The organism is Roseibacillus persicicus, assembly GCF_014651675.1.
Taxonomy (GTDB): Bacteria; Verrucomicrobiota; Verrucomicrobiia; order Verrucomicrobiales; family Akkermansiaceae; genus Roseibacillus; species Roseibacillus persicicus.
In genome coordinates, this window is record NZ_BMXI01000001.1 from 368221 (window position 1) to 389867 (window position 21647).

Below are 21647 nucleotides of genomic sequence, written 5' to 3' on the forward strand. Positions count from 1 at the left end.
CTCGGTCGCTCCCGTCCCTTCCATGCAAAAAGACACTCTTAGGAAGCCAGACTCTCTTCCAACCTAACAAAAGCGAGGTCACGCCGGTCGCGCAGGTTCTGCCTATCGCTCTCCAGCCAGTCTTCTTTGCTGACCGCCTCATCCAGCCAAGTGACATGCTGCTTCAAGACCTTGGCAAATTCTGGATGAAGTTCCCGCTCGGCCAAGCGCACAAAGCTTTCCATGAGGGCAATGGACACGGTGGGAATTTCCGCCCCAAACTGTCGAAGGGGATGATAGGCCGTCCCAAGCAATCCCTCGACATCCGTTACCGGCAATTTCACCCGAAGACACTCCTCGTCATCATACCACTTTCCTGATGGCAGGGACACATTGCTGACCCGTGCCAGTGCCCCTCCGACTCTGGCGATTACGTTGATTGCGGTCTCTGGATCATTGATTCCCGGCGAAAGGGCCTTGGTCGCGATTTCCACCAGCTGGCGCAAGGCATACTCGACATCCTGTTGAGCGGTTCGTTCGGGACCCAAGCTGTAGGCGTTTCGAATCTTTTCTCCCAGCTCCTCCCGATCCGTCCCCCCCCGCACCACGGCGAGGACATCCCCTGCCGCCACGAACTGACCGGCCCGGCGCAACAAGTCGACTTCCGCCTCATGCTTCGCCGCCTGTGGCACCAGCCCCCGGATCTCAATCCTCTGAACGAAGCCCTCTTCTTCCGAGGTGACTCTCACTTCGGGTCTGTTCTCCTCCCGCGATGAGGAATTGGATGAGGGGGGACTCTTGGCTCCGAATTCCAAGAATCCACCAAGTGCCTTGCTCAGATTCCGCGTGACCTCATCGACCACGAAAGGAACCTGAATGAACCGCGCCACCATATGAAGAAAGCCAAGTAGAATTCCGAAGGAAGCCAGGCCACCACCCAAGCCAATCCAAACCGTGAGGTCGGGAACTTCCTTTCCCATCGAAAGCGCTGATGCGACGATCAGCTGATAGGAAAAAGCTCCCACGAAGGCCCCGATGGCGACCTTCGTCCCGGTCTTGTTCAAAAAGTTGGTGAGCAAGCGCGGCCCCAACTGGGACGAAGCTGAAGAGAGAACCACCATGGTGATGGAAAAAACCACTCCCACCACGGTGATCAACGCTCCCGCCAGGCTGGTCAAAACCGAAACCGCCAAAGACGGTTCGAAGACAATGCGGGAGCCTCGCGGAAGAGGCTGGTGGCCTAACATTCCGGCGAAAAAGAGTCCCACGAACAAGCCGATGAAGGTAAGAAGACCGGGGATGAACCACAGACCAGACCAAAGGTTGTAGACCACCTGTCGAGCGTCCTGTTTCATGACGCCGTTCTACTGGCTTCTTCGCGGGATAACACAGTCGACAAGGGCTCATCGAAAGTAAGAGTTCGATAGGGAAATGGAATCTCGATGCCGGCCTCGTCCAGCGCCTTCTTGATCGCGATGGCAACCTCCGACCGGCTTCTTCTCATCTCATAAGGCCTGGAATGGGTCCAGTAGATCACATCAATGTCCATGCTGCTCGAACCAAAACCGCTGACGAACACATCATGCGGTTTCTCCGTTCGCACCGACCCGCACTTCTCCAAGGTCTCTTTAATCACTTCAACCGCGGCACCCAGGTCTTCTTTATAAGCCACTCCGGTTTTCACCACGGTACGGCGGAAGTCTTGGTCGGTCAGCACATTCAGCGGATTTTCAATGAGTTGGGAATTCGGCACAATCACCAGCTCCCCTTCCGTGCTGCGCACAGTCGTCATGCGAAGACGGGTGTCGATGACCTTCCCCCTCACCCCGTCGACCTCGATGATATCTCCGGGCTCAAAAGGAAAGCGCCAGAGCAAGAGAATGCCGGCGAAGAAGTTCTGAAAAATATCTTTGAAGGCCAAGCCCACCGCCACCGAAGCCAAGCCAGCGGCACCAAGAGCCTTGCTCGGGGTCAACCCCGGAAACAGGATTGTTGCAGCCGCCACCAGACCCACGGTCCAGAGAATCGTCTTTCCAAAAGTGAGCACCAGATCCCGCAACGATGGTCGCAGTTCAAAACGCTTTAAAAACTTCCGGGCCAGCCGACTATAGACCCACACCAGAGCGGCCACAAAGAGTAGCACCAGCGCGCTTGCGACAAAGTTGGGAAGGTGCGCTACCGCAGCCTTAAGTGATTCGCGGATTGATCCTTCCAGAATCTGATAAGTCTTGTCGAGAGAGAGAAACATCAAGACCCCCTAGCTCATCTTGATCCGACTGTTCCCCGATCGCTCTGAACCTTATGGCTATCGGCAGCTTTTCGGATTTCGCCAAAAAGAGCTAGGCGCGAAAATCGTGCGACTTGCACGAAACCTTGGTCCTGTCGTCATGCAAAAACCAACAGTCAAGCGCAGCTCACGCATTTACTAGTCCGGCATGCATGACCGCAAAGGCAAAGGTTGCCAATGTGCGCGGCAATGAGAAAGAGCCCACCCATCGTGGTCACAATCGCAGCGGGAGGGATGTGCAAGCTTGCCTTTCCACTCGCATCCATCTGCAGGCTCGGACAGCAGTTGTCGACACAACCGATGCTCGCTGCAGCTTCAGTTTCGCCTTCAGCAAGACTACAACACCCTTCGGAACAGGTGCTGTCGCCGCTTACCTCCCCGGCAACCGGCGCGGCCTCCGACTGGGGAGCAGGTTCCGAGTTTAAGGATACTGAGTTGTTCGCTTGGTCAGCCTTCCCAAAAGCTGGCAGCGCGGCTCCGAACAACACAAAGAAGATTCCAATGGAGGCAGTCACTAGTACCCAAAGTTTACGATGGGTGCGATAGCCTTTGCGGATGGAAAAAATTGCCAGGGGAACGACAAAAAGAGCGACTAAAATATGGGAAGCCGGATGAGCCCAAATGCGTCCAAAGCTCGGTAGGGCCAACAATAGAATGGGAGCAAGGCCACAGTGGATGGCACAGAGAACTGACGTTGCGACTCCAACTCGATCGACCTTCTGCAGGGTCAGCGATGAAGAAAAAGTATTGGTAGGTGTATTCATGTTTTTGGAAAGTGGCTGCGTGGATGGAGAAGCTCACGAGTCAAGCCGAGGAGCTCGTCCGGCTGGAGATCAGGGCCAATGAACAGCCCGGAGCATGGGACCTTGGAGATCGACCGAACCGGTATGGGACTGGAGGGAATCTCGTCCCCCACCCGCTCATAGAGATAGCGTCCGTCAGGGTCGGAAGTTTCTTCGATTAATGCCTTGGCCCGGACCACGGTTTCGGGAAGAGCTTTTAACCAAGGCTGAATGCGAGAAGGCTCCACCGGCTCGGGGAAAACAATATTGCACCCCGTGAACTCGTGCGCGTAGTGATGACGAGAGTGCTGATGTTCTCGGGAAAAATGAACCAAGGGATCGAACGAGGGCTGGGCGCCCTGCCTCTCTTCGGCCTGGCCCAAGCGATAGCCTCGATTCTTCAAAATGGCATCGCTCAAGGCTCCAGCCAGGTCGGAAGCTGTCGTGCGGCTCGCTCCGGGATTGATACTCCTGACCATTTGCGCCATCTCAGCTTCCTCTCTGGGTCTTGGAACATGAGAGAGGTAGTAGTGGCTCGCGGTCTCAAGTTGGAGCTTCTCGAGTTCTTGAAACCGACTTCGCTGGCCAAAGTAACGGGCATCGATCACGCAGACTTGCCACCGCGGATGCAGCAGAAATTTCGACTCCAATAGGGTAAAGGTCTCTTGCAGGGGCAACGGGTCGGCCGTGCCGTTGAGCTCGATCAAGAGAAGTTGGTGGGTACTTTGAGCGGCCTCGAGAATCATCCGGCAAAGCTCATCCAACCCTTCGCAGCAAACACAGGACCCCGTCAAAGGCTCCACCGAAGCGGCATGCTCACGAAGGGTTTCCCGATCGAGCAACGCATTCTCCATGTCGTTCAGAATAACATCTGCCAGATGTCCGCGCTCGTTCAACTCGTTCAAAAGCGAGCGCAACAAGGTCGTCTTCCCGGCTCCAAGAAAGCCCGTTAGCATCAGCATCGGCCGAACGGGAGTGAGAGAGACCAAACGGCTATCTGGTAGGATCGCACTATGCATAGATTTTCGCCGGATAGTATTTAGGTCTTTGCAACTTGCCGGGGTCTTCGCGCAAGTCCTTGAACCACCGCAAGCCTGCCGATGGCTCGATCCACTGCTTGGCCTTCGCGACATTCCGATACTTTCGGAAATTCTCTTCGCGGTAGGCTCTGCCGAAGCGGTCCAAAACCGCTTCTTCATAAGCAATCAACCAATCGAGGAAGGGCAACGCTGCGGTGTAAAGATCCACCCTCCCCGGCGACTTCAACAATCTCTTGATCCAAACTCCCGGAACCGGGGTCTCTTCCCCAGAACCCCAGAGATAGCAGCGGCGACGAGGACGAATGAAAGTGAATCCACCCTCACGTCCATACCATCCTGCACAAGCCCCATACAACTCGACAGCACCATCCTGCCAACTCAGCCGATAACAACTTGTTCCCTTCAGTCCCCGGGATGGACTGCGTGCGAATCCTTGCTCCACGAGAAAGTTTCCGGTCGGCCTCAGAACATCCTGTCCCCAAAAAAACATCTGCTGCTGCAATCCTTCCGAGAGATCTCGTTGGAAACAGGAAGAAATTGCTGAAGCACTCATGACTCCTAATGCAAATAACTGGCGTTAGACGCTAACGCAATAAAATTGCATTAACAAAATTAAGCTCGCACTCGTGCAACGAGCGTCAGGCGCATTCGACAACCCAAAAGCTCTGGAACCAACCCTGCTTAAAAAGCAGAAGCTCGAGCCATTAGTCCTTCCTGAAATCCGACCCGAGGTGATTCTAAAGCTCTGAACATCCGGTTCCAATGAGACCCCGTTGTATCCAGAAACACGGAAAAATACAGTCTCTCCAAGTAAGCGACTTCAAGAAGCAACGAGATCGATTCCTATTCAAAATTTAGTTTTTTTCGTCAAATCCCACTGAATATTGACCGTATAGAGTTGATAACTTTGCGCTACTTCTTCGGGGCTCACTCCTTGCAGAGAACGAGATGGTTACGACCAAATTCGAATCGAAAATCATCCTTTCGAACAACTTATTTTCTTATGCTTAACAAATCTCAGAAATACGATTCATGCTCTATAAATCATATCATGAATCAAAATCACCAAAGCTCAAATTTCGGTTCAGTGTTCGAGCTTTCACGATTGGCTCTTCTCTCTCTTTTTGTGTCGGCCTCCTCGGTATCGGGACTGGACCTCTATGTGGCGACTGATGGTGATGACAGCAATGACGGCTCGATCAGCGCTCCCTACGCCACATTGACTGCGGCTAGGGATTGGGTCCGAGAAGAAACCACCGAATTGGTTTCGGTCAATGGAGCCACCGAGTTGACTTTGGCAGGATGGGTCTTTCCTGACTCCAAAAGCGATAACGACGGGATCGTGAGCTCGACGGGATCCAGCTACTTCGGCCTTTTGTTTTCTGGTTACGGGAATGGGAACCCGCTTGAGTTCAGGGCACAAGGCACAGGTTTGGTCGCCCCCGACAACAGCTGTCCCGCCGGACAATGGCACCATGTCTGTGGCGTCTGGAAATCGGGTCAAATTCATAAGCTCTACATCGATGGGGTTGAAGTTGCCGACAATCCCTCCCCGCAGGGCGGAGCTATCAATGCCGACGACTGGTTCCTGGGGACTGACCGGTTCATTAGCTCGCGCTATCTGGATGGGAACATCAAAGGCTTCCGCCTCTGGTCCGATGCCTTGAGTGCAAGCGAAGTCGCGGCGCTGGCAACTGAACCGCCCACCCTTCCGACTGAACCGGTATTGAGCCGCCTGGATGAAGAGGAATTTTCGGGCAATCGGGTTGTTCAGCTCAATCTTCTCGATCTGGAACCCGTCGAGGGCGGGGTGAACATCTGGCTCCGGGGCGGACGCTACCCGGCCACCGATCACACGCTCACTCTCGGGGCCCAGGACTCGGGAGCTCCGGATTCCCCTCTCGTTTTCAGCGCCTATCCCGGGGAAGAAGTCATCTTTGACGGAGGGGAGGCTTTGGACCCCCTTGGGTTCAGCCTCGTGACTGATGAGACTTCACTGGCCAAGCTTCATGTCGCAGCCGTTGGAAAGGTCTTTGCCCAGACCATCACCGATCCTGAGGTTATCACTTTGCTGCAAGGAACGCGAACGAATCTGAGCGTCGACGACAAGACGATGGTGGTCGCGCGCTATCCCAACATTGGCTACGGCTCGGTTGAGAACGTGAGTACTTCGGGTGAATCGGTAGGCAGCCAGGGCTCGTCTGGCAATCCTGTTGGGGCCTCGGTTCGAATGCAGGGCAACTACGATGCGGCGAAATGGTCAGCAGAACTTGGAAGGTTAAAGAAGGCGCGCTTGATCGGTTATGTCAGTGCCGATTGGTTTCGCGAAACCCTGCGCATCGATTCCATCGCGGAATCGGGGCAGATCCGCCTGATGGACGGAACGAGGTATGGTTGGGGTGGGCCGTCTACGGTGGAAAGACCCTTTGTCGAACGCCTCTTGGCAGAGTTAGACGAACCCGGCGAGTGGTATTTCGACGACACGGACAACAAGCTCTATCTCTGGCCTCGCGAAACTCTCACCGCAACCACTCCGATCCGAGTCTGGAATGGGCGCTCAGTCTTCACCTTGAACGGGGCCAGTCATGTCCATATCAAGCGCATCACCTTTCAGCACAATCTCTACGGCAACACCGTGGACATCACTGCGGGCGAGAACAGTCTCGTAGCCGGTTGCACCTTTCGCAACATGTATGGCGCGGTGGCCTTCAGTCTAACAGGGGGCAGCAACAACGGGGTCCTCAGCTGTGATATCTATGATGTCGACAACGCCAGTCGATGCGCTGGAGGAGGTGCGACCAACTCATCGATCACCCATGCGGGAAACTTCATCGAGAACTGCCACTTCACCCAAATCTACGCCAAGACATTCTACGGCAAAGTATCCGGGATGAATGGCGCGGGGAACATCTTCCGAAACAATCTCATGCACAACCACAACGGACAGGTCGTAACGGTGGGCGGACAGGATCATCTGATAGAGCTGAACGAAGTGTTCAACACTGGAATCGAAGAAGGCGACGGGGGCTCATTCTATCAGGGTGCTTCCGCGACCAGTTGGGGAAATGTCTTTCGCCATAATTTTTGGCATCACATCATCTGCATCCCCAGCCTCATTCAGCGGGCGGCCATCTTCTCAGATGATGGCGATCAGGGAGACACCGTTATCGAGAATGTCTTCTACAAGGCCGGCGCCTCTTTCAAGATGAACCAAGGCGCGGGTCACCGGGCGCGCAACAACGTGTTCATGTCCAGCATCCGCAGCTTCGAGGTTCTGAGTAGTTCGGAAAGCTCCGTCTACAATAACTACATGAACTTCCTGAACAACGATCCGACTTCCACTGCGAAGGACAACCTCATTGGCCGGGGAATGGCACTCTATGGAATCGATGGCTGGGAAAACACCGTCAACTCGTCCAACTGGCGAGACCACGTCAGTCCCTTTTGGAAAGAACGCTATCCTGACCTCGCAACGGTGAATAGCAATTGGTATCGCGACAAGGCGGCCTACAAGTGGAGCTGGTTCTCGGACAATATCTACTACGCCAATACCTCGAACTTTCCGACCGGGATTCGGGCTCCGGCACAGACCTCGATTACCAACGGCACGACTCTGTCCAACCTCAACGACTTCGAGGATCCATCTGTCCTGAACTTCAAGTTCAAGACTCCCCTCCCCAGCTACGCGCCGGATATTCCCTTCGAGCAGATTGGCCTCTATGTGGACGAATACCGCACCAGCATTCCTGACAAGGACACCTATCGTGCGATTGTTGCCGACCATTGGAAGAACACCGCCTCTTCTGGCGGCGGGGGCTACAATCCGGCTACCGTTGGGGATCGTATTTACTTCAACACGGGCAAACTCCTGCGAGATCTCGACGCGATTCCGACTTCTCCCCCCAGCTTGCCCACCAATGTGGTGGCTGATTCAATTCAGGAATGGCAAGGAGCGGCAGACCAACCCCAGGGCAATTGGAAGTTTGGCTACTACGCCTCCGGCACCGACTTTACGGAGTTTTCCGAAACTGAAATCTATAATCCCGAGAGAATTGGAGGAGACGGCCTGATCTGGGAACGCGCAGTGGGACTCTACCCGCGGATTGGCCAATTCAGCATGGCGCCTCACACCACCTTACCCGCCGTGCGCCGCTGGACGAGCCCCCATGACGGCTTGCTGACCGTCACCGTCGACGCGCGCCAAATACAAGATAGTAGAAACAATCAAACACTGGAGATTCGCAAAGACGGCGAGCTCTTGGAGACCCTGGAACTCACCGGGTCCAACAAGCATCGCGTCTTTGTTCAGACTTTGGATTTCGCGCCCGGGGACAAGCTGGATGTCAGCGTGCACTCGCTGGGAGAGCAGAGTGCCGATTGGACCTCCGTCCATGTGCGTATCAGCAACCTCCACCACTCGGACGAGGATCTCGTGGCTCTTCTTCCTCTGAATGAAAGCAGCACGCTCCCCGAGGGCGATGGCGGCGACTATGACCGACGCGTTGCAGCGGGCGACCACTCGGGTCTGAATCATCACGCGCTTCTTGAAAATCTGGGAGGGCTCTCAGCTTGGCGAACCGGCATCCTGGGAGAAGCTCTCTATCTCAATGGAATCGACAACTATGCGACCCTAACCGAAAGCGGGGTCGGCAATGGAGCAAGTGAACTCACCCTTTCCCTCTGGTTCAAACCCGATATCAAGGGCGACAACGAAGCACTGATTTCAAGCCAGGGAACGGACTATTTCAGTTTGATCTTGAGTGGCTACGGAAGTGGCAATCCGGTCGAATTCCGGGCCAAGTCATCCAGCCTCGTCGGACCAGACGCCTCCGGACCAGTGGGAGTCTGGACCCACGCGGTGGGAGTTTGGAAGTCGGGTGAAATCCAGAAGCTCTATCTCAATGGAGTGGAAGTCGCCAGTCACCCTACCCCTCCCTCGGGAACAGTCGATGTCGGCCAGTGGCTTCTCGGCACCGATCGCTTGCTCTCGGATCGCTACTACGGCGGAGCCTTGGACGATGTCGCCATCTGGACCCGCGCCTTGAGCGCATCGGACGTTGCTGAGCTTCATGAAGGCGGGCTTGCTGGCTATGGCGCTGGTCAAAATCCGGGAGACACCCTTTCCGACAACTTGCCGGACGACTGGCAGGAGAAGTATTTCGGCGCGGCGGATTCGCCCATGGCTTTGCCTGATTATGATGCCGATGGCGACGGACTGACCAACTACGAGGAATGGATTGGAGGGAACAACCCAACCGACCCAAACTCTCGCTTCCAAGTTTTAAAAATCGAAAGACCCGACGACTCCTCGGTCTCCCTCGAGTGGAACTCGGTCTATGGTCGAACCTACGGAGTCGAGTGGCAGTCCGGCTTGGGAGGAAACTGGAGCGAGATCCTCTCGGGTATCACTCCCACGCTGCCGGTCGCTTCAACTCAATTTGAGAGTTCTGACGAGAAGGGTTTCTTTAGAGTAAAAGCCTATCCTCCCACGCGATAGCCGATCATATCCGATAAAAAAAGACTGCTGAGATAGCAGTCTTTAGGAGAGAGGAGCGACCAGGACGTTAACTCCTCTTCTCCTCGGGTCTCCGGCCTGCCGGAGAAACTACTCCTCCTCTTCTCCATCGCGGTCGATGAAAAAGCTGAGGTTTTCGAGCTCGAGAGCGAGGTCGACGTTATTGACAGTTACTTTCTCGGGAACCTGCAAGACAGTAGGTGAAAAGTTGAGGATTCCTTGCACACCAGATAACACGAGGTCGTTGGCGACCTCTTGTGCTTTCTCCGCAGGAACACATAGAATGGCGAGTTTGACTTTATTTTTAACGATAAAGGAATCGAGCTTTTCGGAGTTGAAGAGCGGAACACCGATATCCCGTTTCATGACTGCTTCAGGCACTGCATCGAAGGCCGCGATGACCTCGAATCCCTCTTTCTGGAATCCGCCATAACGCAACAACGCGCAACCCAAGTTACCCGCACCCACTAGAATTACGGGCTGAAGGTGCTCTCGGCCAAGAACCTCCCTGATTGCCATGCGAAGCTCCTCGACCTGATAGCCCAAGCCCCTGGTACCAAACTGACCCACGTGGGAAAGATCGCGCCTCAGTTGCGAAGCTTTCACCCCGGCGGCTTTGGCGAGAGCGGACGAGCTCACCGTCTCCAGCCCATTTTCGGTTAACTTAAATAAGCACCGATGATAGAGCGAGAGCCGATAAATAGTCTTCTTGGGGATTCCCGCTTTTTCACGATCAATTTCCACGAACTTAACCAGCCTTCGATTTCCGGTCTTGTCAAGGAACACTCTGGACTGCAGGTGCTCGCAGAATCCTCAAAAATCCACTCCCAGAGAACGAAAAAGGCCGGACCAAAGCCCGACCTTTCTGAAAAATCACCTTTCCAGTCTCTCTTTACTTGGTCTTGAAGTGAGTCGTGGTTCGCAATTGGCCGTCTTCCAAGCGGGTGTGACTGGTCACTCGGTCGAACTCAGCCAAAGACTCGACCACTGCAGCAATGGTCTCTTTATTGTCTTGGTAAAACTCCAGCATTTCGGCATTTGGAATGATCCCTTCCGGATTCTTGTCGACGAGAGCCAGCCAGTCAGCCAGGAAGGCGCGCAAAGGGTCGAAGCGCATCTCGACCACGATACCCGTTTTGCCGCTTCCCCTCTTCTTGGCAGCCTTGGCCAGAGCCACTGCGCGCTCTTTCGAGGTGCTCATCACCATCACCTCATCATCAAGCGTGACAGAGGGAACAAAGTCGTCCGTTTGCATTGGGAAAGGAAAGAACCAAGTCTTGAGACCGTCGGTCTGGGAGCTCATCGGCTTTTGCATCGGGATATTCTCCCCGACTTTCTCACTCACGGTTTTGAGCAAATTACTGGCTGCGCCTTCAACCTGCTTCCAGGATTCGCCTAGCTTGGCCCGGTCCTTGACGGAAGAAACAATACTGATTCGTGGAGCCAGCCCTTCCTGAACGATCTCCTCGGGCACCCCGGGCACAGTCGGCCAGGAACCGGCAAGGTCCACCTCCATAATGCTCTCTGTCCCGACCCCTTCATCTGTCACGAGCAGGCCCTTCCACAAAGCCAGGGCATCGTCTTTCATCGAGTCGTTGAAGAAATCAAATCCCTCGAGAAACTCTTGAAACTCCGCTGGCGGCTCATCGGCATCATTCAAGACCCCCGCCATCTGGTAAACGGCTTCAAAGGCTGTCTCGAGGTAGTCCGTTTCCAACTCCGCGGAGGCGCGATTGTATCCCAACTGAACAGTTAGGAAGCTGCCCTCCGCTATCGATCCAAGTTGGTGCGGAGTCGTCCAATCATAGGAGGCCTCGAGCAGCCCTCCAAACGTCTCGGCATGCAAGCCATCCGCCCGCAGGAAAGAGACCGAGGCGGTCGGCTGATATTGATAGGTAGCGAGATAGTTTTTCTCAAGCTTCTGTAGCTTCGCAAGAGACTTCTTAAGTTCCTTCGGATTGCCCAAGGTTTGGTTTCCTTGCAGCCCTAAACGGATTCCCTCAATATAGTTTCCAAAGATTGGCTGACCTTTGGTCGTCGCTTCGAGGAGGTCTTGCTCCATCCACAGCACGCTTACCAAGTCTTCATTCAGATAAGGATCGGCAAAGGAAAAGGAATCGGAAGCGGTGAGCCGTTCGGCCGGGCCCTTGGCGAGAGGAATGTCTTCCGCCCGACTGCCAAGGTAGAGGTAAACCGCCTCACCCGAGACTCCACTCATTAGAACGAGGTCCTTTTTCTTGAGAGAATTGATCATGTCCTGCGCACCCGCCGGATCGATGAACTCGCCGAGAACCTGCTGCAGATCCATCTCCTCCTGCAAGGTCTCGATGAGAACCTCGCCATCGATCTGAAGACCTGAGAAGTTAATCCCTCCAACCTCAGAGCTGGTGTCGCTCATGAAGGGCATTTCTTCGGCCCCAAACTCGAGAGCCATGCCAGCGCCCATTTGCAAGAGCGCCGCAACCTCGTCACGCTGCTCGGCATCGGAGATCCGGCTTGCGATCAAGATAGGAGGCATTTCGGCGGAAGCGATGAGGTTCACCAGAAAGTCCGGATTCTCGCGAATCGCTTCGCTGAGGGAACCGAACGGGCCGGCATCCATGAATAATTCCTCATCCGCCATACCGATGGTCCACAGGCGCATCATCAAGGCAGTTTGATACTTTTCGTTGAGGTTGTTGAGCTTGAGCAGGTTGGCAGCTTGTTTCGGCGTGCCCTTGCCAACTGCGAGCAGAAACTCCTCCCCGAACAGAGCGGCCACCTTGGCACCGGGACTATCCGGATCGCTGAAATCAACCTCGTTCTCTTCCAAGATATCGAGAAAAACCTGACCCATAGCCGACTCTTCAACCTCGCCCCAAAGACGCTCTCCATTCGTGAAGGTCAATACTGCGGAAACGTCTTTGCTGAGACTGGACAAAAGACCCAGCTTCTCCGCCCGCTTTTCCAAATCCACAGGGGCAGCTTTTTCTTCCCCGGCCTTGTTCTCTCCGGCTTTTGCGTTCGCCTGTTTCGGTTCAGTCTTCTCCGGCACGGCATCCGCAACCGGTTTCTGCTCTTTCTCTCCGGCCTTGGGAAGATCGCCCGCAGCTTGCCGAGCCTTCTCCGCCAAAGCTTCCAAATCCGCAGGACCGTCAGCCGCAACCGGTTGCAAAAGAGCCCCTACGGACAAACCTCCAATAGCTAGCACTCGACAAAAAATCGTCTTCTTCATTACCCCCAATGCCTAACCCGCGAACTGGCATTCAGCAATGGGAAAGAACTCTGGAGAGACTCAGTAGGTCACGAAAAAAGGGAGCCGCGAATGAACGCGAACTCCCCTTGATGATATTGGAAAGACTTTCGAAAGATGAGCGCCCCGCCCTACTCGGTAGGCTTCAGGAAGATTCGACTCTCCCGATAAGTGATCACGGCATCCAATTCGCGCATATAATCAGCCCCAAAAAGACCGACCCACTCCAGAGCGTCATCGGGCCGGAAACGAGTCAGGTCGGTGGAGAGCAAAACACGATTTGTCAGCACGGCATCACCCAGAGTGATCTTGTCGATTTTGGTGGCTGCGGCCGGGGCCTTGCCGCCAATCCCGCGCACTTCCTTGTCCATCGCTCCGACCTGACAATTGTATTCCTTGGCCCAATGCAAGTGAAGGAGGCTGCTATCGGCTCCGGTATCGATCAGCCAAACCACATCGTGGTCATTGAGAGTCCCATCCACCAGAATGTGATTCCCCTGCCTCTTGTATTGGAAGGATTGGTAGGCCCGCAACTCGAGGAGTTCTTCCACAGTGAGAGAACGACAATGCTGGAGAAAGAAGGCGCCCTCTTCACTCCAGTTATAGATATACCGCCCATCCTCCGCAGAGAAACGGCTCACGGGGAATTGCTGAGTCTTGCCGTTGACAAGCTCCAGGGTGACGACGTTGGGGTTCTTCGTGGTGATTTTCCCCCGCAAGGTGCTTCCGTCCTTCAATTTGAAAATGCGGAAGCTCAAATCGTCATCGGACTCCACTCCAACCTCATCCTGATCGGAGAGGTCGGGACGAAAGAAGATGCGGCGCTCCTTGTAATCAATGACGGCCTCCAGCTGCTCCAGGAGGTCGGCACCGAGAAGCATGTCCTCGCTCTTCATCACTTTCTTCTCCTCTGGGGTGAGATCCTCTTCCAAGTCCGCCGCTAGAATCTGAATGTCTTTGAAGCCGGATTCACCAAAAGTCAGAGAAGGAACGTCAGTCCAAGCCGCCTCGGTTTCACCCGCGACCCCGTAGACCTTCTCATCCAAAGGACCCACCTTGCACTTGGAGCGGCGCGCGCTTTCCAAGTGAAGCAGGCTGGTGCCCGCCCCCGTATCCACCAGAAACTTGGCATCCATCCCATTCATCTTGCCTGGAATGACGATGCTGTTGCTTCGCAGCTCATATTTGAAGGACTCGTAGCCCCGTAATTCCAGTAACTGCCGGACCGTGAGCCCCCGGCATTCTCGCACAAATATCGCTTTGTCCCGGTTCCAGTTCGAAACGTATTCCTGATCTTCCGTGCTGAGCTTTTCGGCGGGAAACGTGGAGCGCTTCCCATTGCGCAGCAGCAAGGTGACGTTCTCGCCTTTCTTATCCAGGAGAACAGCTTCGATCTTCTTGCCGTTGCTGCCCACGAAGGTCCGGTATTCTTCTTCCAACGTCTCGCCGAAAGCAGACGAAGCCAGCGCCAGAGTGGCCGCGACGAGTAGTGAGGTAATCTTCATCTTAGATTTTTGAAAAGGGTTCCCAGTTTATTTGAAGTCGCGGCTGAGAACGAATTCCTTCCAGTCCTCCTGCAATGCTTCAACGGAGTCGAAGCCAAAGATCTTCGCAATCTCAACCGAAGCGGGGATCTGTTTGTTCGATTCAATCCGGCGCACCATCTCGGCCAATGCCGAAACACGGGCGGGAGTGCTGTTCATATAGTAGGCAAAGGAATAAAGAGTCACGAGTCCTTCCGGGGTCAGGCCCTGCCCTTCCAGGCTGAGCATCTGGTTAACGTCCAATTTCACATCCCCACTCTTGACCAACTTGCGCAAGGTCTTGGCCCAAGAGGTGCCGTCTTGGAAGCCGCGAGTCTCTGCGATCTCATCACCTTCATAATCGTCGGCCGACAGCATGGTAGTCTCCGACTTCTCTGCCAGTTGGATCTCCTTGTAGTAAGCATGACCAACTAACAAGGCGAAGTAACCTGGAGGTGAAATGTCGCTTTGTCCGCCCATCTGCTTGGCGAGCAGGGTGGATGCGATGGTGTGTGTCGGGAACGCTCCGAAGACCTTGCGGTAGGAGCGCGACTGGGAATCGCGGATGCGCAACACCCGTGCGCGCGAGAACACGTTGTAGTTGTCCTGCACGTCATTGGGCAGGGAAACGCTGGTCCCTGAGACCCGGTCCCACAGCTGACTGGTTTTGTTAGCTGCTTCTTCTTCACCCAACTTCTTGAGGTGACCAATATACCACTTGCCCATTGCCGCATAGAGTCCCTCGTCTTCAATGAGGAAAATCACGAGCTTCTGGTCACCCCAGTCGGTGCGAAAGTTCATGTGCTGAAAGGCCATGCCATGCCAAAGTCGCTCGGCAATCTCCGCCACTGCGTTGGGGCGAGCCTTGCCGGCGGTCGCGATGAGAAAGTGGTCGCTTTCCATGAGGTCGAAAAGAAGCTCGGAGTCTTCATCAAAGACGAGTTGCTTATCCAACTTCTTGAATTGCTTCTTATCGATACGGACGTCCTCTTCAGGCACCCCCAATTCAATCTCGGTAATGATGGATTCAGGTTGATCGGCGTATTCCACCAGATGCTGCCGGTCGGCCAAGCTCAGGTCTTCGACCTTCACTTTGATCTCCTTGGGCTCAGGCGTTACCAGGACCGCAAAATCCCCGTCCACCCGCGAAAGCTGGGCCTCAATGGTTGAACCCTGCCGAGAAGTCCAAACTCTCAAGTCTGCCGCTTGAGCAAAAAACCCTCCTAATATAACACAAATGATTACAGGTATTTTCATCCCGAGCAAACTGCCCGAAAGCCCACCTCATGTCGATTGGCAAATCCATGAAACAGACCTCCCTCTCAAGCCTCGCCAAGATTAATATTCCTCATAATTGCACTCGGCGGCACCATCACCATTCGGGTTTTCCAAGAGAATTTTGGCGCATTCAATAGCCGAAAAACCAAAGCGTTTTCAGCACTTCTCATCGCCTCCGTTTCTTTCCGACTTTTAAAATCGAGAATTCAGACGGTCTGACGCTTGATTTGAAGGGAATCTGCTAAAAAAACCTACAAACAGACTTTTTTGTAATGACAATGTGCCCCGTTTCGTATTGCATCTTTCCAACGGAGGGATTTTAAAACCCATGATTCCTCCCAATAAATCACTTGGTGTGTGCGTAAGCCGGTCGGTAGTGTCTTTACAACGCTACCGACCGCTTTTTTTTACGAGAGGCAGCTTTCACTGAAACCGAATCTGTTTAAATTCGTGGTTGCGGCTAAAAACGCTACGCCCTAGCCTGTTAAGTAGTTTTGATATTTCCACGACATAGCTCAGGCGTCATCAGCTTTGCTGAGCTCCTGAGTATTGTGATCGGCATTCCTGCTCTGATTCTCGGCATGCTCATCGGAATTCCGAGCTATCAAGTCATCGAATCAACTCCAAATCTCGAGGAGGCCATCACCATTATCTTCGACGATCATTCCATCCGGGGGGTATTCCTCTGGTGGATGGTGTTTTCCGTCCTTGTCTTTGCGGTCCGGACCGAGCGTTGGAAGGTTGACCGGTTCAAGCTGCGACTGGTCTGGTTCTGCGCCTCGCTCCTAGGAATGGTCGGTGGCGCTGCGGCCTTCGGACTTTTTGCTCGGTAAAGGCAGGTCCCCGTTCTTCTTCACGCATCCGCACTGGCCGCTGCCGCAGGACTTGCTCTTCTTGCCTCGGGTGAGGCTGACCAGATAGACGATGGCGCCTAACAGGAGGGCAAAGACGACGATGGCCTGCCAATCCACGGTGGTTGCTTGGAAAAGAATCGTCATGTGAGGAGACTGACCAGCTGGAAGGTGATGAGGGCCGCGAGGTAGGCAAACAGGGACATGCCGACCAGTTGCACTACCGCCCATTTCCACGAGTTGGCCTCGCGGCTCACCACCGCCGTGGTGGGCAGGCATTGCAGAGCGAAGACGTAGAAGACGAGCAGGGACAGCACGGTGGCGATGGAATAGGAGCTGCGGAATTCTTCCCGAATGTCACTCCGGGTCTTTTCCTCATCATCCCCCTCCTCAATGGCGTAGGAGATGGCGACCTGGGAGTTGAAGACCTCGCGCGCGGCGAAGGAAGCGAGCATCGCGGTGCCGAGGCGATGGTCCCACCCCAGTGGCTTGACCACGGGCTCGATGACGTCACCGATGCGGGACATCGCGGAGTAGTTGAACTGGTCCTGCTCCTCGCCGGAGGGAGCTTTCGGAAAGGCGCCGAGCACCCAGAGAATGATGGAAAGAGCGAGGATGACGGTTCCCGCCTTTTTCAAGAAACTACCCGCTCGGTCAATGAGGTGGCGGAAGATGAATCCCCAATCCGGCTTCTGATAACGAGGCATTTCCATCAGGAAGCTCGGCTGGTGGTCCTTGGCGATCCCGACCTTTCCCCGAAGAATCAGCGCAGCGATGAAGGCCGAAGCGGTGCCCAGGAAATAGAGGCCAAAGAGCACCAGACCCTGCGCCAAACTCCCTGCCACCAAGAGCGGAATGAGGAGCAGATAGACTGGAAGACGTGCGCTGCAGGACATCCAGGGCAAGATGAGAATCGTGAGGAGCCGTTCCTTCGCACTGGGCACGGAACGCGCGGCCATGACCCCGGGGATGGCGCAGGCGTATCCGCTGAGCAGGGGCAAAAAGCTCCGTCCGCTCAAGCCCACCTTGCTCATCACGCCATCCATCAGGAAAGCGGCGCGAGCCATGTAGCCCGTGGATTCCAGCACCCCAAGGAAGAAAAAGAGAAAGAGAATCTGGGGCAGGAAGACCACCACCCCGCCAATCCCCGCAATGATGCCGTCCACCAGAAGGTCGTTGAGCAAGCCCGGCGGCAGCATGCCCGAGACCGCTCCGCCGAGAGCCTCGAAACCACCTTCGATGAGGTCCATGGGAATCCCCGACCACTTGAACAGAGCCCAGAAGACGAGGAAGAAGATGGCGAGAAAGTAGAACCATCCGCGAATGGGATGCAGCAGTTCGCCATCGAGCTTGTCTGAGAATGAAAGCCCATCCGCCCCTTCGGCCGATTGATGGGTCACCACCAGTCCGCTCAGATCACGCACGCGGTCGCGCCGGGCTTTTTCGAGAATATCTTCGGCGGTTTCGCCATTGGCCGAGAGCTCGTCGGCAATCGAGACCGCCTGCGCTTGAGCCTCCTGCGAAAGCTCGCTGCCTCCGCTGCGGTAATCTTTGTCCGCCAAGAGCATCCAGGCCTGGCGCTTGGGGTGCGGCTCTCCGAGGTCTTCCAGCTTTTTGGCCAACTCCTCCTGCGCCTTGACCACGGGGCCCGACTCGTGCCAGGCAGGATGAGGAGGCAGGGGCAAGGGAAAACGAAGCGCCTGCTTGAGGTCCAGCACGCCCTTTCCGGCGTCGGCCTGCAGTGGAACCACGGGCAGACCGAGCTCTTCGGCCAACAGCTCGTGATTGATGCGAGTGCCGTTCTTCTCGGCCAAATCGATTTTGTTGAGAACGACCAGGGAAGGAAAACCCAGCTCGACGACCTGCAACGCAAGCGGCAGATGGCGCTCCAGGGCCGAGGCATCCAACACGATGACCACCAGATCGGGCACTTTCTCGCCCGAAATTCCGCCCAAAAGAACATCCCGCGTCACCGCCTCATCAGCCGCACGCGACACCAGAGAAAGACAGCCCGGCAGGTCGACCAACTCGGCCTTTTTCCCATGGGGAGTAAAAAATTCGCCTGTTTTATGGGAAACAGTGACCCCGGGATAGTTGCCGACCTTGGCCTTTCCGCCCGTCAGTGCATTGAACAACGTCGACTTTCCCACATTGGGATGCCCCACCAAAACCAACCTCGGCACTTCCTCCATTATCACATCTACTAGGACACGCGCCGAACCTGAATTTGCTCCGCCAAATGACTCGAAATTGCGAGACGCGAGCCACAAACCGAGCAGATCAAGTTGCGTCCGTTAGTGAGCTTGCGCAGGCGCATTTGCTCACAAAATCCCAAGTCGCGAAGCTGGTTACAGTCCGCGCCTTCCACCAATTCAACCTGAAGATCACACCCAGATGCCGCCTGATTCAGCGAAACAGTGCTATCCAGTTCGATTTCGTGCGCGATAACCTTCATCTTAGTGGGGAGAATTTGCTCTTATTGAGACTCGTTTGCAACAACAAATCAGGAAACGGATGAAAAAGTAGACACCTTTCAAGATTCAGGCAATCGAGAGTTCCTAAGCATCAAAGTCTAGGACTTCTTGGTCGGCAAGGGAGCATTGACTAACAGGCTGTCGAGGTCCTTCAGATTTTGTTGAGCCGCCCCCAGCATCTTCTTTTCGTCTCCGAGGTGCTCTTGCATTTTCTTGATGGACTCGATTTCGTGGATCTTGAAACGCCGCGCCGCGTCCTTGGCGTGGTCGGAGTCGTGCCCCAATTCCTCGAAGGCCGCGATGGCGCAATCCAGCGACGAACCCAATTGCTCGATGAAAAAGCGCACTCCTTTCGCTTCCAGCTGGTAGGCGTGATTTCGTGAGCAGGCTCGGGCGAGAATCTTGAGATGCGGGAAGTGCTTGTGACAGATCTCGATAATCTTGTCGCAGTCATCCTCCTGATCCACCGCGATGATGAGCAGCTCGGCGGTCTCCGCGCCCGCAGCCTTCAGCAAGCCCAAGCGAGTGGCGTCACCGTAGTAACAAGTCATGCCGATGCGTCGGATAAAGTCGACGTGGTCACTGTCGCGCTCCAGCACCGTGGGGGTCTCCCCCGCGCTGCGCAAAAGGCGAATGATGGGATGGCCGAAGCGCCCGAAGCCCGCGAGCAGCACCCGCGCGTGCTCGTTTTCCACATCGGGGCTGCGTTCGTCCTCCGTCGCTTTCAAGGTCCCCACCCGGGGCAGCACCACCTTTTGCACAAAAAGGAGTAAAAGAGGAGCCAGCGCCATCGAAAGAGCGACCGCCGCGATCATCTCGCCACCGAGGTCCTCCCCCAGCACCGCGCTATCCACCGCAAAGGCTCCCAGCACGAAGGCGAATTCCCCACCCTGGGCCAGTGCCGCCGCCAGCAAAAGCCGCTGGTCCAGCGAGAGCCCGAAGAAGCGCGCCAAGAGATAGAGCACCGCGAACTTGAGGCTCATCAGGAGCACCACCATGAGCGCAATCTTGGCGGGCTGGCTGGCAATGAGCCCAAAGTCGATCCCCGCCCCCACCGAGAGGAAAAAGACCGCGAGCAGAAGGGACTTGAAGGGCTCGATGTCGCTTTCCAGCTCATGCCGGAACTGGCTGCTCGCCATCATCACCCCCGCGATGAAGGTGCCCAAGGCCGGTGACAAGCCCACCGTGTTCATCAACAGCGCCACCCCAATCACGAGCGCCAGAACTGTCGCAGTCAGCGCCTCCGTCACTTGCAGGCGGGTGATCCAACGCAGCCAGGGATTGAGCAAAAACCGACCGACCAGAATCACGAGAATCACCGCCCCAACAATCGCCAGCGGCTGTCCCCAACTGGGCAGAGTATCGATCCAACGGATTCCGTGCGAGCCATGTCCCGCGTCCCCCGCGACCTCCCGCATCGCCAGCAATGGCAGAATCGCGAAGATGGGGATGACCGCGATGTCTTGAAAAAGGAGAATGGCAAAGCTCTGGGTGCCCGAGCTCGTCTCGCTCAATCCCCGCTCACGCAAAGTCTGGATCACGATCGCGGTCGAGGACAACGCGAGGATGAGCCCCAGCGCAAGGGACTCGCGCCAAGAATATTGGAAAATCACTGCAGTCAACGCGATCAACACCGTGGTCGCTAAAACCTGCAACCCACCCAGCCCGAAGATGGGACCGCGCATTCTCCACAAGCGCGACAGGTCCAGCTCCAGCCCCACCACGAAGAGCATCAGCACCACCCCGAACTCCGCGAAGTGCATCACTTTCTCACTATCACCGCGCAGCAGCTGAAAAGCCGAGGGACCGATCAGGGCTCCCACAATGAGATAACCCAGCACTGCACCCAGTCCCAACTTGCGACCCAAGGGGGCGGCCACTGCGGCTGCGGCAATGTAAATGAGCCCGTTGAGAAAGAGTGTCTGATCCATGCTGGCCCATCCTCAACCGAACCCGGCCCGCTTGCAACCCGAAGTCGCAAGTTCGCTCAGTCCCGGATTCCCCGATAGCGATACGGTCGATACCCCTTCGCCTTCAATCGCGACACGGGGAGATGATGCACGACCGTCTTCCAAGTCGGCGGCGCCCCCGTCTCGTAAACCACGGCCACCTTTTTCGCCGAGTCCCTATAAGCACCGAACAGGAGGACATGGTCGTTGTGTCGATTCAAAATATCGCCCGCGAGAAGATCCTCGTAGGACGCGAGTTCCTCGCAAAGAGTTGGAAGCTCCCGGGTGGAATAGGCGCGCGGCAGACGCCAGCAACGGGAGATGAAACCCGAGCAGTCCACGCCGCAAGCCTGCCGGCTAACGGCGTCCTCCAGTCCTTTCCGCTTCGCCGGGGTATAGATGTCTCCGGCCGCAAATCCTTGCGCGACCTTTTCATCAAAGTCAGCTGGCGTATCAAAGCCACCCCACTGATAGGGAACCCCCTCGTTCACCTCCCCCACAACCCACCACCCGGGTCGCGTTCCCGCCTGCCGAAAGCCACGGTCGGGAGTGTCGACCCGAATCCCCTGCTCGTCCTCGCCGTGAAAGACATTGGCCTCGGTGGGAGTCCATTCATGCAAGCAATACGCATTGGCCAACTGGATGACCTCCGCCCGAGTCACGCTCTGTTGACACGAGGTGAAAAGGGTCGCGAGAAGAAGAAAAGGGAGGCTGCGAGTCAAAATTTGCAAAGAGGT

The 21647-nt window shown here is 55.5% G+C and carries 16 protein-coding genes; 2 read left to right on the forward strand and 14 right to left on the reverse strand.

Features of this window, described 5'->3' with window-relative positions; all coding sequences use genetic code 11:
• Nucleotides 1-38: 38 nt before the first annotated feature.
• The 5 genes from IE099_RS01405 to IE099_RS01425 form a co-directional block, all read right to left on the reverse strand.
• Nucleotides 39-1334, reverse strand: coding sequence for a DUF2254 domain-containing protein (locus IE099_RS01405; RefSeq protein ID WP_189566643.1), 1296 nt, complete (start codon nucleotides 1332-1334; stop codon nucleotides 39-41).
• Nucleotides 1331-2227 carry a mechanosensitive ion channel family protein gene (locus IE099_RS01410; RefSeq protein ID WP_189566644.1) on the reverse strand — a complete coding sequence of 299 codons (897 nt, stop codon included), beginning with the start codon at nucleotides 2225-2227 and terminating at the stop codon, nucleotides 1331-1333. Before IE099_RS01410 ends, IE099_RS01405 begins: the two co-directional genes overlap by 4 nt.
• Nucleotides 2228-2382: 155 nt before the next feature.
• On the reverse strand, nucleotides 2383-3030 hold the full coding sequence (locus IE099_RS01415; protein ID WP_189566645.1) for a MerC domain-containing protein: 648 nt from the start codon (nucleotides 3028-3030) through the stop codon (nucleotides 2383-2385).
• The gene (locus IE099_RS01420) at nucleotides 3027-4067 is read right to left on the reverse strand and encodes a CobW family GTP-binding protein (protein WP_189566646.1); all 1041 of its coding nucleotides are present in this window, start codon (nucleotides 4065-4067) and stop codon (nucleotides 3027-3029) included. Before IE099_RS01420 ends, IE099_RS01415 begins: the two co-directional genes overlap by 4 nt.
• A complete protein-coding gene (locus tag IE099_RS01425; protein ID WP_194598360.1) occupies nucleotides 4060-4641 on the reverse strand; it encodes a hypothetical protein in 582 nt (193 codons plus the stop codon). Before IE099_RS01425 ends, IE099_RS01420 begins: the two co-directional genes overlap by 8 nt.
• A gap of 498 nt (nucleotides 4642-5139) precedes the next feature.
• On the opposite strand from IE099_RS01425, the gene IE099_RS01430 reads away from it, so the two are divergent.
• Entirely contained in the window at nucleotides 5140-9585 is a 4446-nt protein-coding gene (locus IE099_RS01430) for a LamG-like jellyroll fold domain-containing protein (protein ID WP_189566648.1), read from the forward strand.
• A 108-nt stretch (nucleotides 9586-9693) separates the two neighbouring features.
• Here the strand turns inward: IE099_RS01430 and IE099_RS01435 are convergent, their stop codons facing one another.
• The 4 genes from IE099_RS01435 to IE099_RS01450 form a co-directional block, all read right to left on the reverse strand.
• Nucleotides 9694-10341, reverse strand: a complete 648-nt coding sequence (locus IE099_RS01435; RefSeq protein ID WP_377047453.1) for a redox-sensing transcriptional repressor Rex — start codon at nucleotides 10339-10341, stop codon at nucleotides 9694-9696.
• Nucleotides 10342-10495: 154 nt separating this feature from the next.
• Nucleotides 10496-12817, reverse strand: coding sequence for a hypothetical protein (locus IE099_RS01440; protein WP_189566651.1), 2322 nt, complete (start codon nucleotides 12815-12817; stop codon nucleotides 10496-10498).
• A 149-nt stretch (nucleotides 12818-12966) separates the two neighbouring features.
• Nucleotides 12967-14340, reverse strand: coding sequence for a retropepsin-like aspartic protease (locus tag IE099_RS01445; RefSeq protein ID WP_189566659.1), 1374 nt, complete (start codon nucleotides 14338-14340; stop codon nucleotides 12967-12969).
• Between the two features lie 27 nt (nucleotides 14341-14367).
• Complete coding sequence (locus tag IE099_RS01450; protein WP_189566661.1) at nucleotides 14368-15555, reverse strand: hypothetical protein; 1188 nt, start codon at nucleotides 15553-15555, stop codon at nucleotides 14368-14370.
• Between the two features lie 575 nt (nucleotides 15556-16130).
• Here IE099_RS01450 and IE099_RS01455 point away from each other — a divergent pair.
• Nucleotides 16131-16469 (forward strand): hypothetical protein, encoded by a 339-nt coding sequence (locus IE099_RS01455; RefSeq protein WP_189566663.1) that lies wholly within the window; start codon nucleotides 16131-16133, stop codon nucleotides 16467-16469.
• On the opposite strand, the gene IE099_RS01460 is transcribed toward IE099_RS01455, so the two are convergent.
• The 5 genes from IE099_RS01460 to IE099_RS01480 form a co-directional block, all read right to left on the reverse strand.
• The gene (locus tag IE099_RS01460; RefSeq protein WP_189566665.1) at nucleotides 16422-16634 is read right to left on the reverse strand and encodes a hypothetical protein; all 213 of its coding nucleotides are present in this window, start codon (nucleotides 16632-16634) and stop codon (nucleotides 16422-16424) included. The two genes, IE099_RS01455 and IE099_RS01460, sit on opposite strands and share 48 nt — an antisense overlap.
• Nucleotides 16631-18679, reverse strand: a complete 2049-nt coding sequence (feoB, locus tag IE099_RS01465) for a ferrous iron transport protein B (RefSeq protein ID WP_229809351.1) — start codon at nucleotides 18677-18679, stop codon at nucleotides 16631-16633. The genes IE099_RS01460 and feoB overlap by 4 nt, the downstream gene beginning before the upstream one ends.
• Before the next feature lie 11 nt (nucleotides 18680-18690).
• A complete protein-coding gene (locus tag IE099_RS01470) occupies nucleotides 18691-18942 on the reverse strand; it encodes a FeoA domain-containing protein (RefSeq protein ID WP_189566668.1) in 252 nt (83 codons plus the stop codon).
• A 117-nt stretch (nucleotides 18943-19059) separates the two neighbouring features.
• Nucleotides 19060-20892 (reverse strand): monovalent cation:proton antiporter-2 (CPA2) family protein, encoded by a 1833-nt coding sequence (locus IE099_RS01475; protein ID WP_189566670.1) that lies wholly within the window; start codon nucleotides 20890-20892, stop codon nucleotides 19060-19062.
• 56 nt (nucleotides 20893-20948) lie between these two features.
• A complete protein-coding gene (locus IE099_RS01480; RefSeq protein ID WP_189566672.1) occupies nucleotides 20949-21632 on the reverse strand; it encodes a hypothetical protein in 684 nt (227 codons plus the stop codon).
• Nucleotides 21633-21647: the final 15 nt, after the last annotated feature.

Excerpts from the sequence above, each read along its gene's own strand:
- IE099_RS01415 (WP_189566645.1), bottom strand. The coding sequence starts at position 3,030 with ATGAATACACCTACCAATACTTTTTCTTCATCGCTGACCCTGCAGAAG.
- IE099_RS01440 (WP_189566651.1), bottom strand. The coding sequence starts at position 12,817 with ATGAAGAAGACGATTTTTTGTCGAGTGCTAGCTATTGGAGGTTTGTCC.
- IE099_RS01430 (WP_189566648.1), top strand. The coding sequence starts at position 5,140 with ATGAATCAAAATCACCAAAGCTCAAATTTCGGTTCAGTGTTCGAGCTT.
- IE099_RS01475 (WP_189566670.1), bottom strand. The coding sequence starts at position 20,892 with ATGGATCAGACACTCTTTCTCAACGGGCTCATTTACATTGCCGCAGCC.
- IE099_RS01420 (WP_189566646.1), bottom strand. The coding sequence starts at position 4,067 with ATGCATAGTGCGATCCTACCAGATAGCCGTTTGGTCTCTCTCACTCCC.
- IE099_RS01405 (WP_189566643.1), bottom strand. The coding sequence starts at position 1,334 with ATGAAACAGGACGCTCGACAGGTGGTCTACAACCTTTGGTCTGGTCTG.
- IE099_RS01470 (WP_189566668.1), bottom strand. The coding sequence starts at position 18,942 with ATGAAGGTTATCGCGCACGAAATCGAACTGGATAGCACTGTTTCGCTG.
- IE099_RS01460 (WP_189566665.1), bottom strand. The coding sequence starts at position 16,634 with ATGACGATTCTTTTCCAAGCAACCACCGTGGATTGGCAGGCCATCGTC.
- IE099_RS01445 (WP_189566659.1), bottom strand. The coding sequence starts at position 14,340 with ATGAAGATTACCTCACTACTCGTCGCGGCCACTCTGGCGCTGGCTTCG.
- IE099_RS01425 (WP_194598360.1), bottom strand. The coding sequence starts at position 4,641 with ATGAGTGCTTCAGCAATTTCTTCCTGTTTCCAACGAGATCTCTCGGAA.
- IE099_RS01410 (WP_189566644.1), bottom strand. The coding sequence starts at position 2,227 with ATGTTTCTCTCTCTCGACAAGACTTATCAGATTCTGGAAGGATCAATC.
- feoB (WP_229809351.1), bottom strand. The coding sequence starts at position 18,679 with ATGGAGGAAGTGCCGAGGTTGGTTTTGGTGGGGCATCCCAATGTGGGA.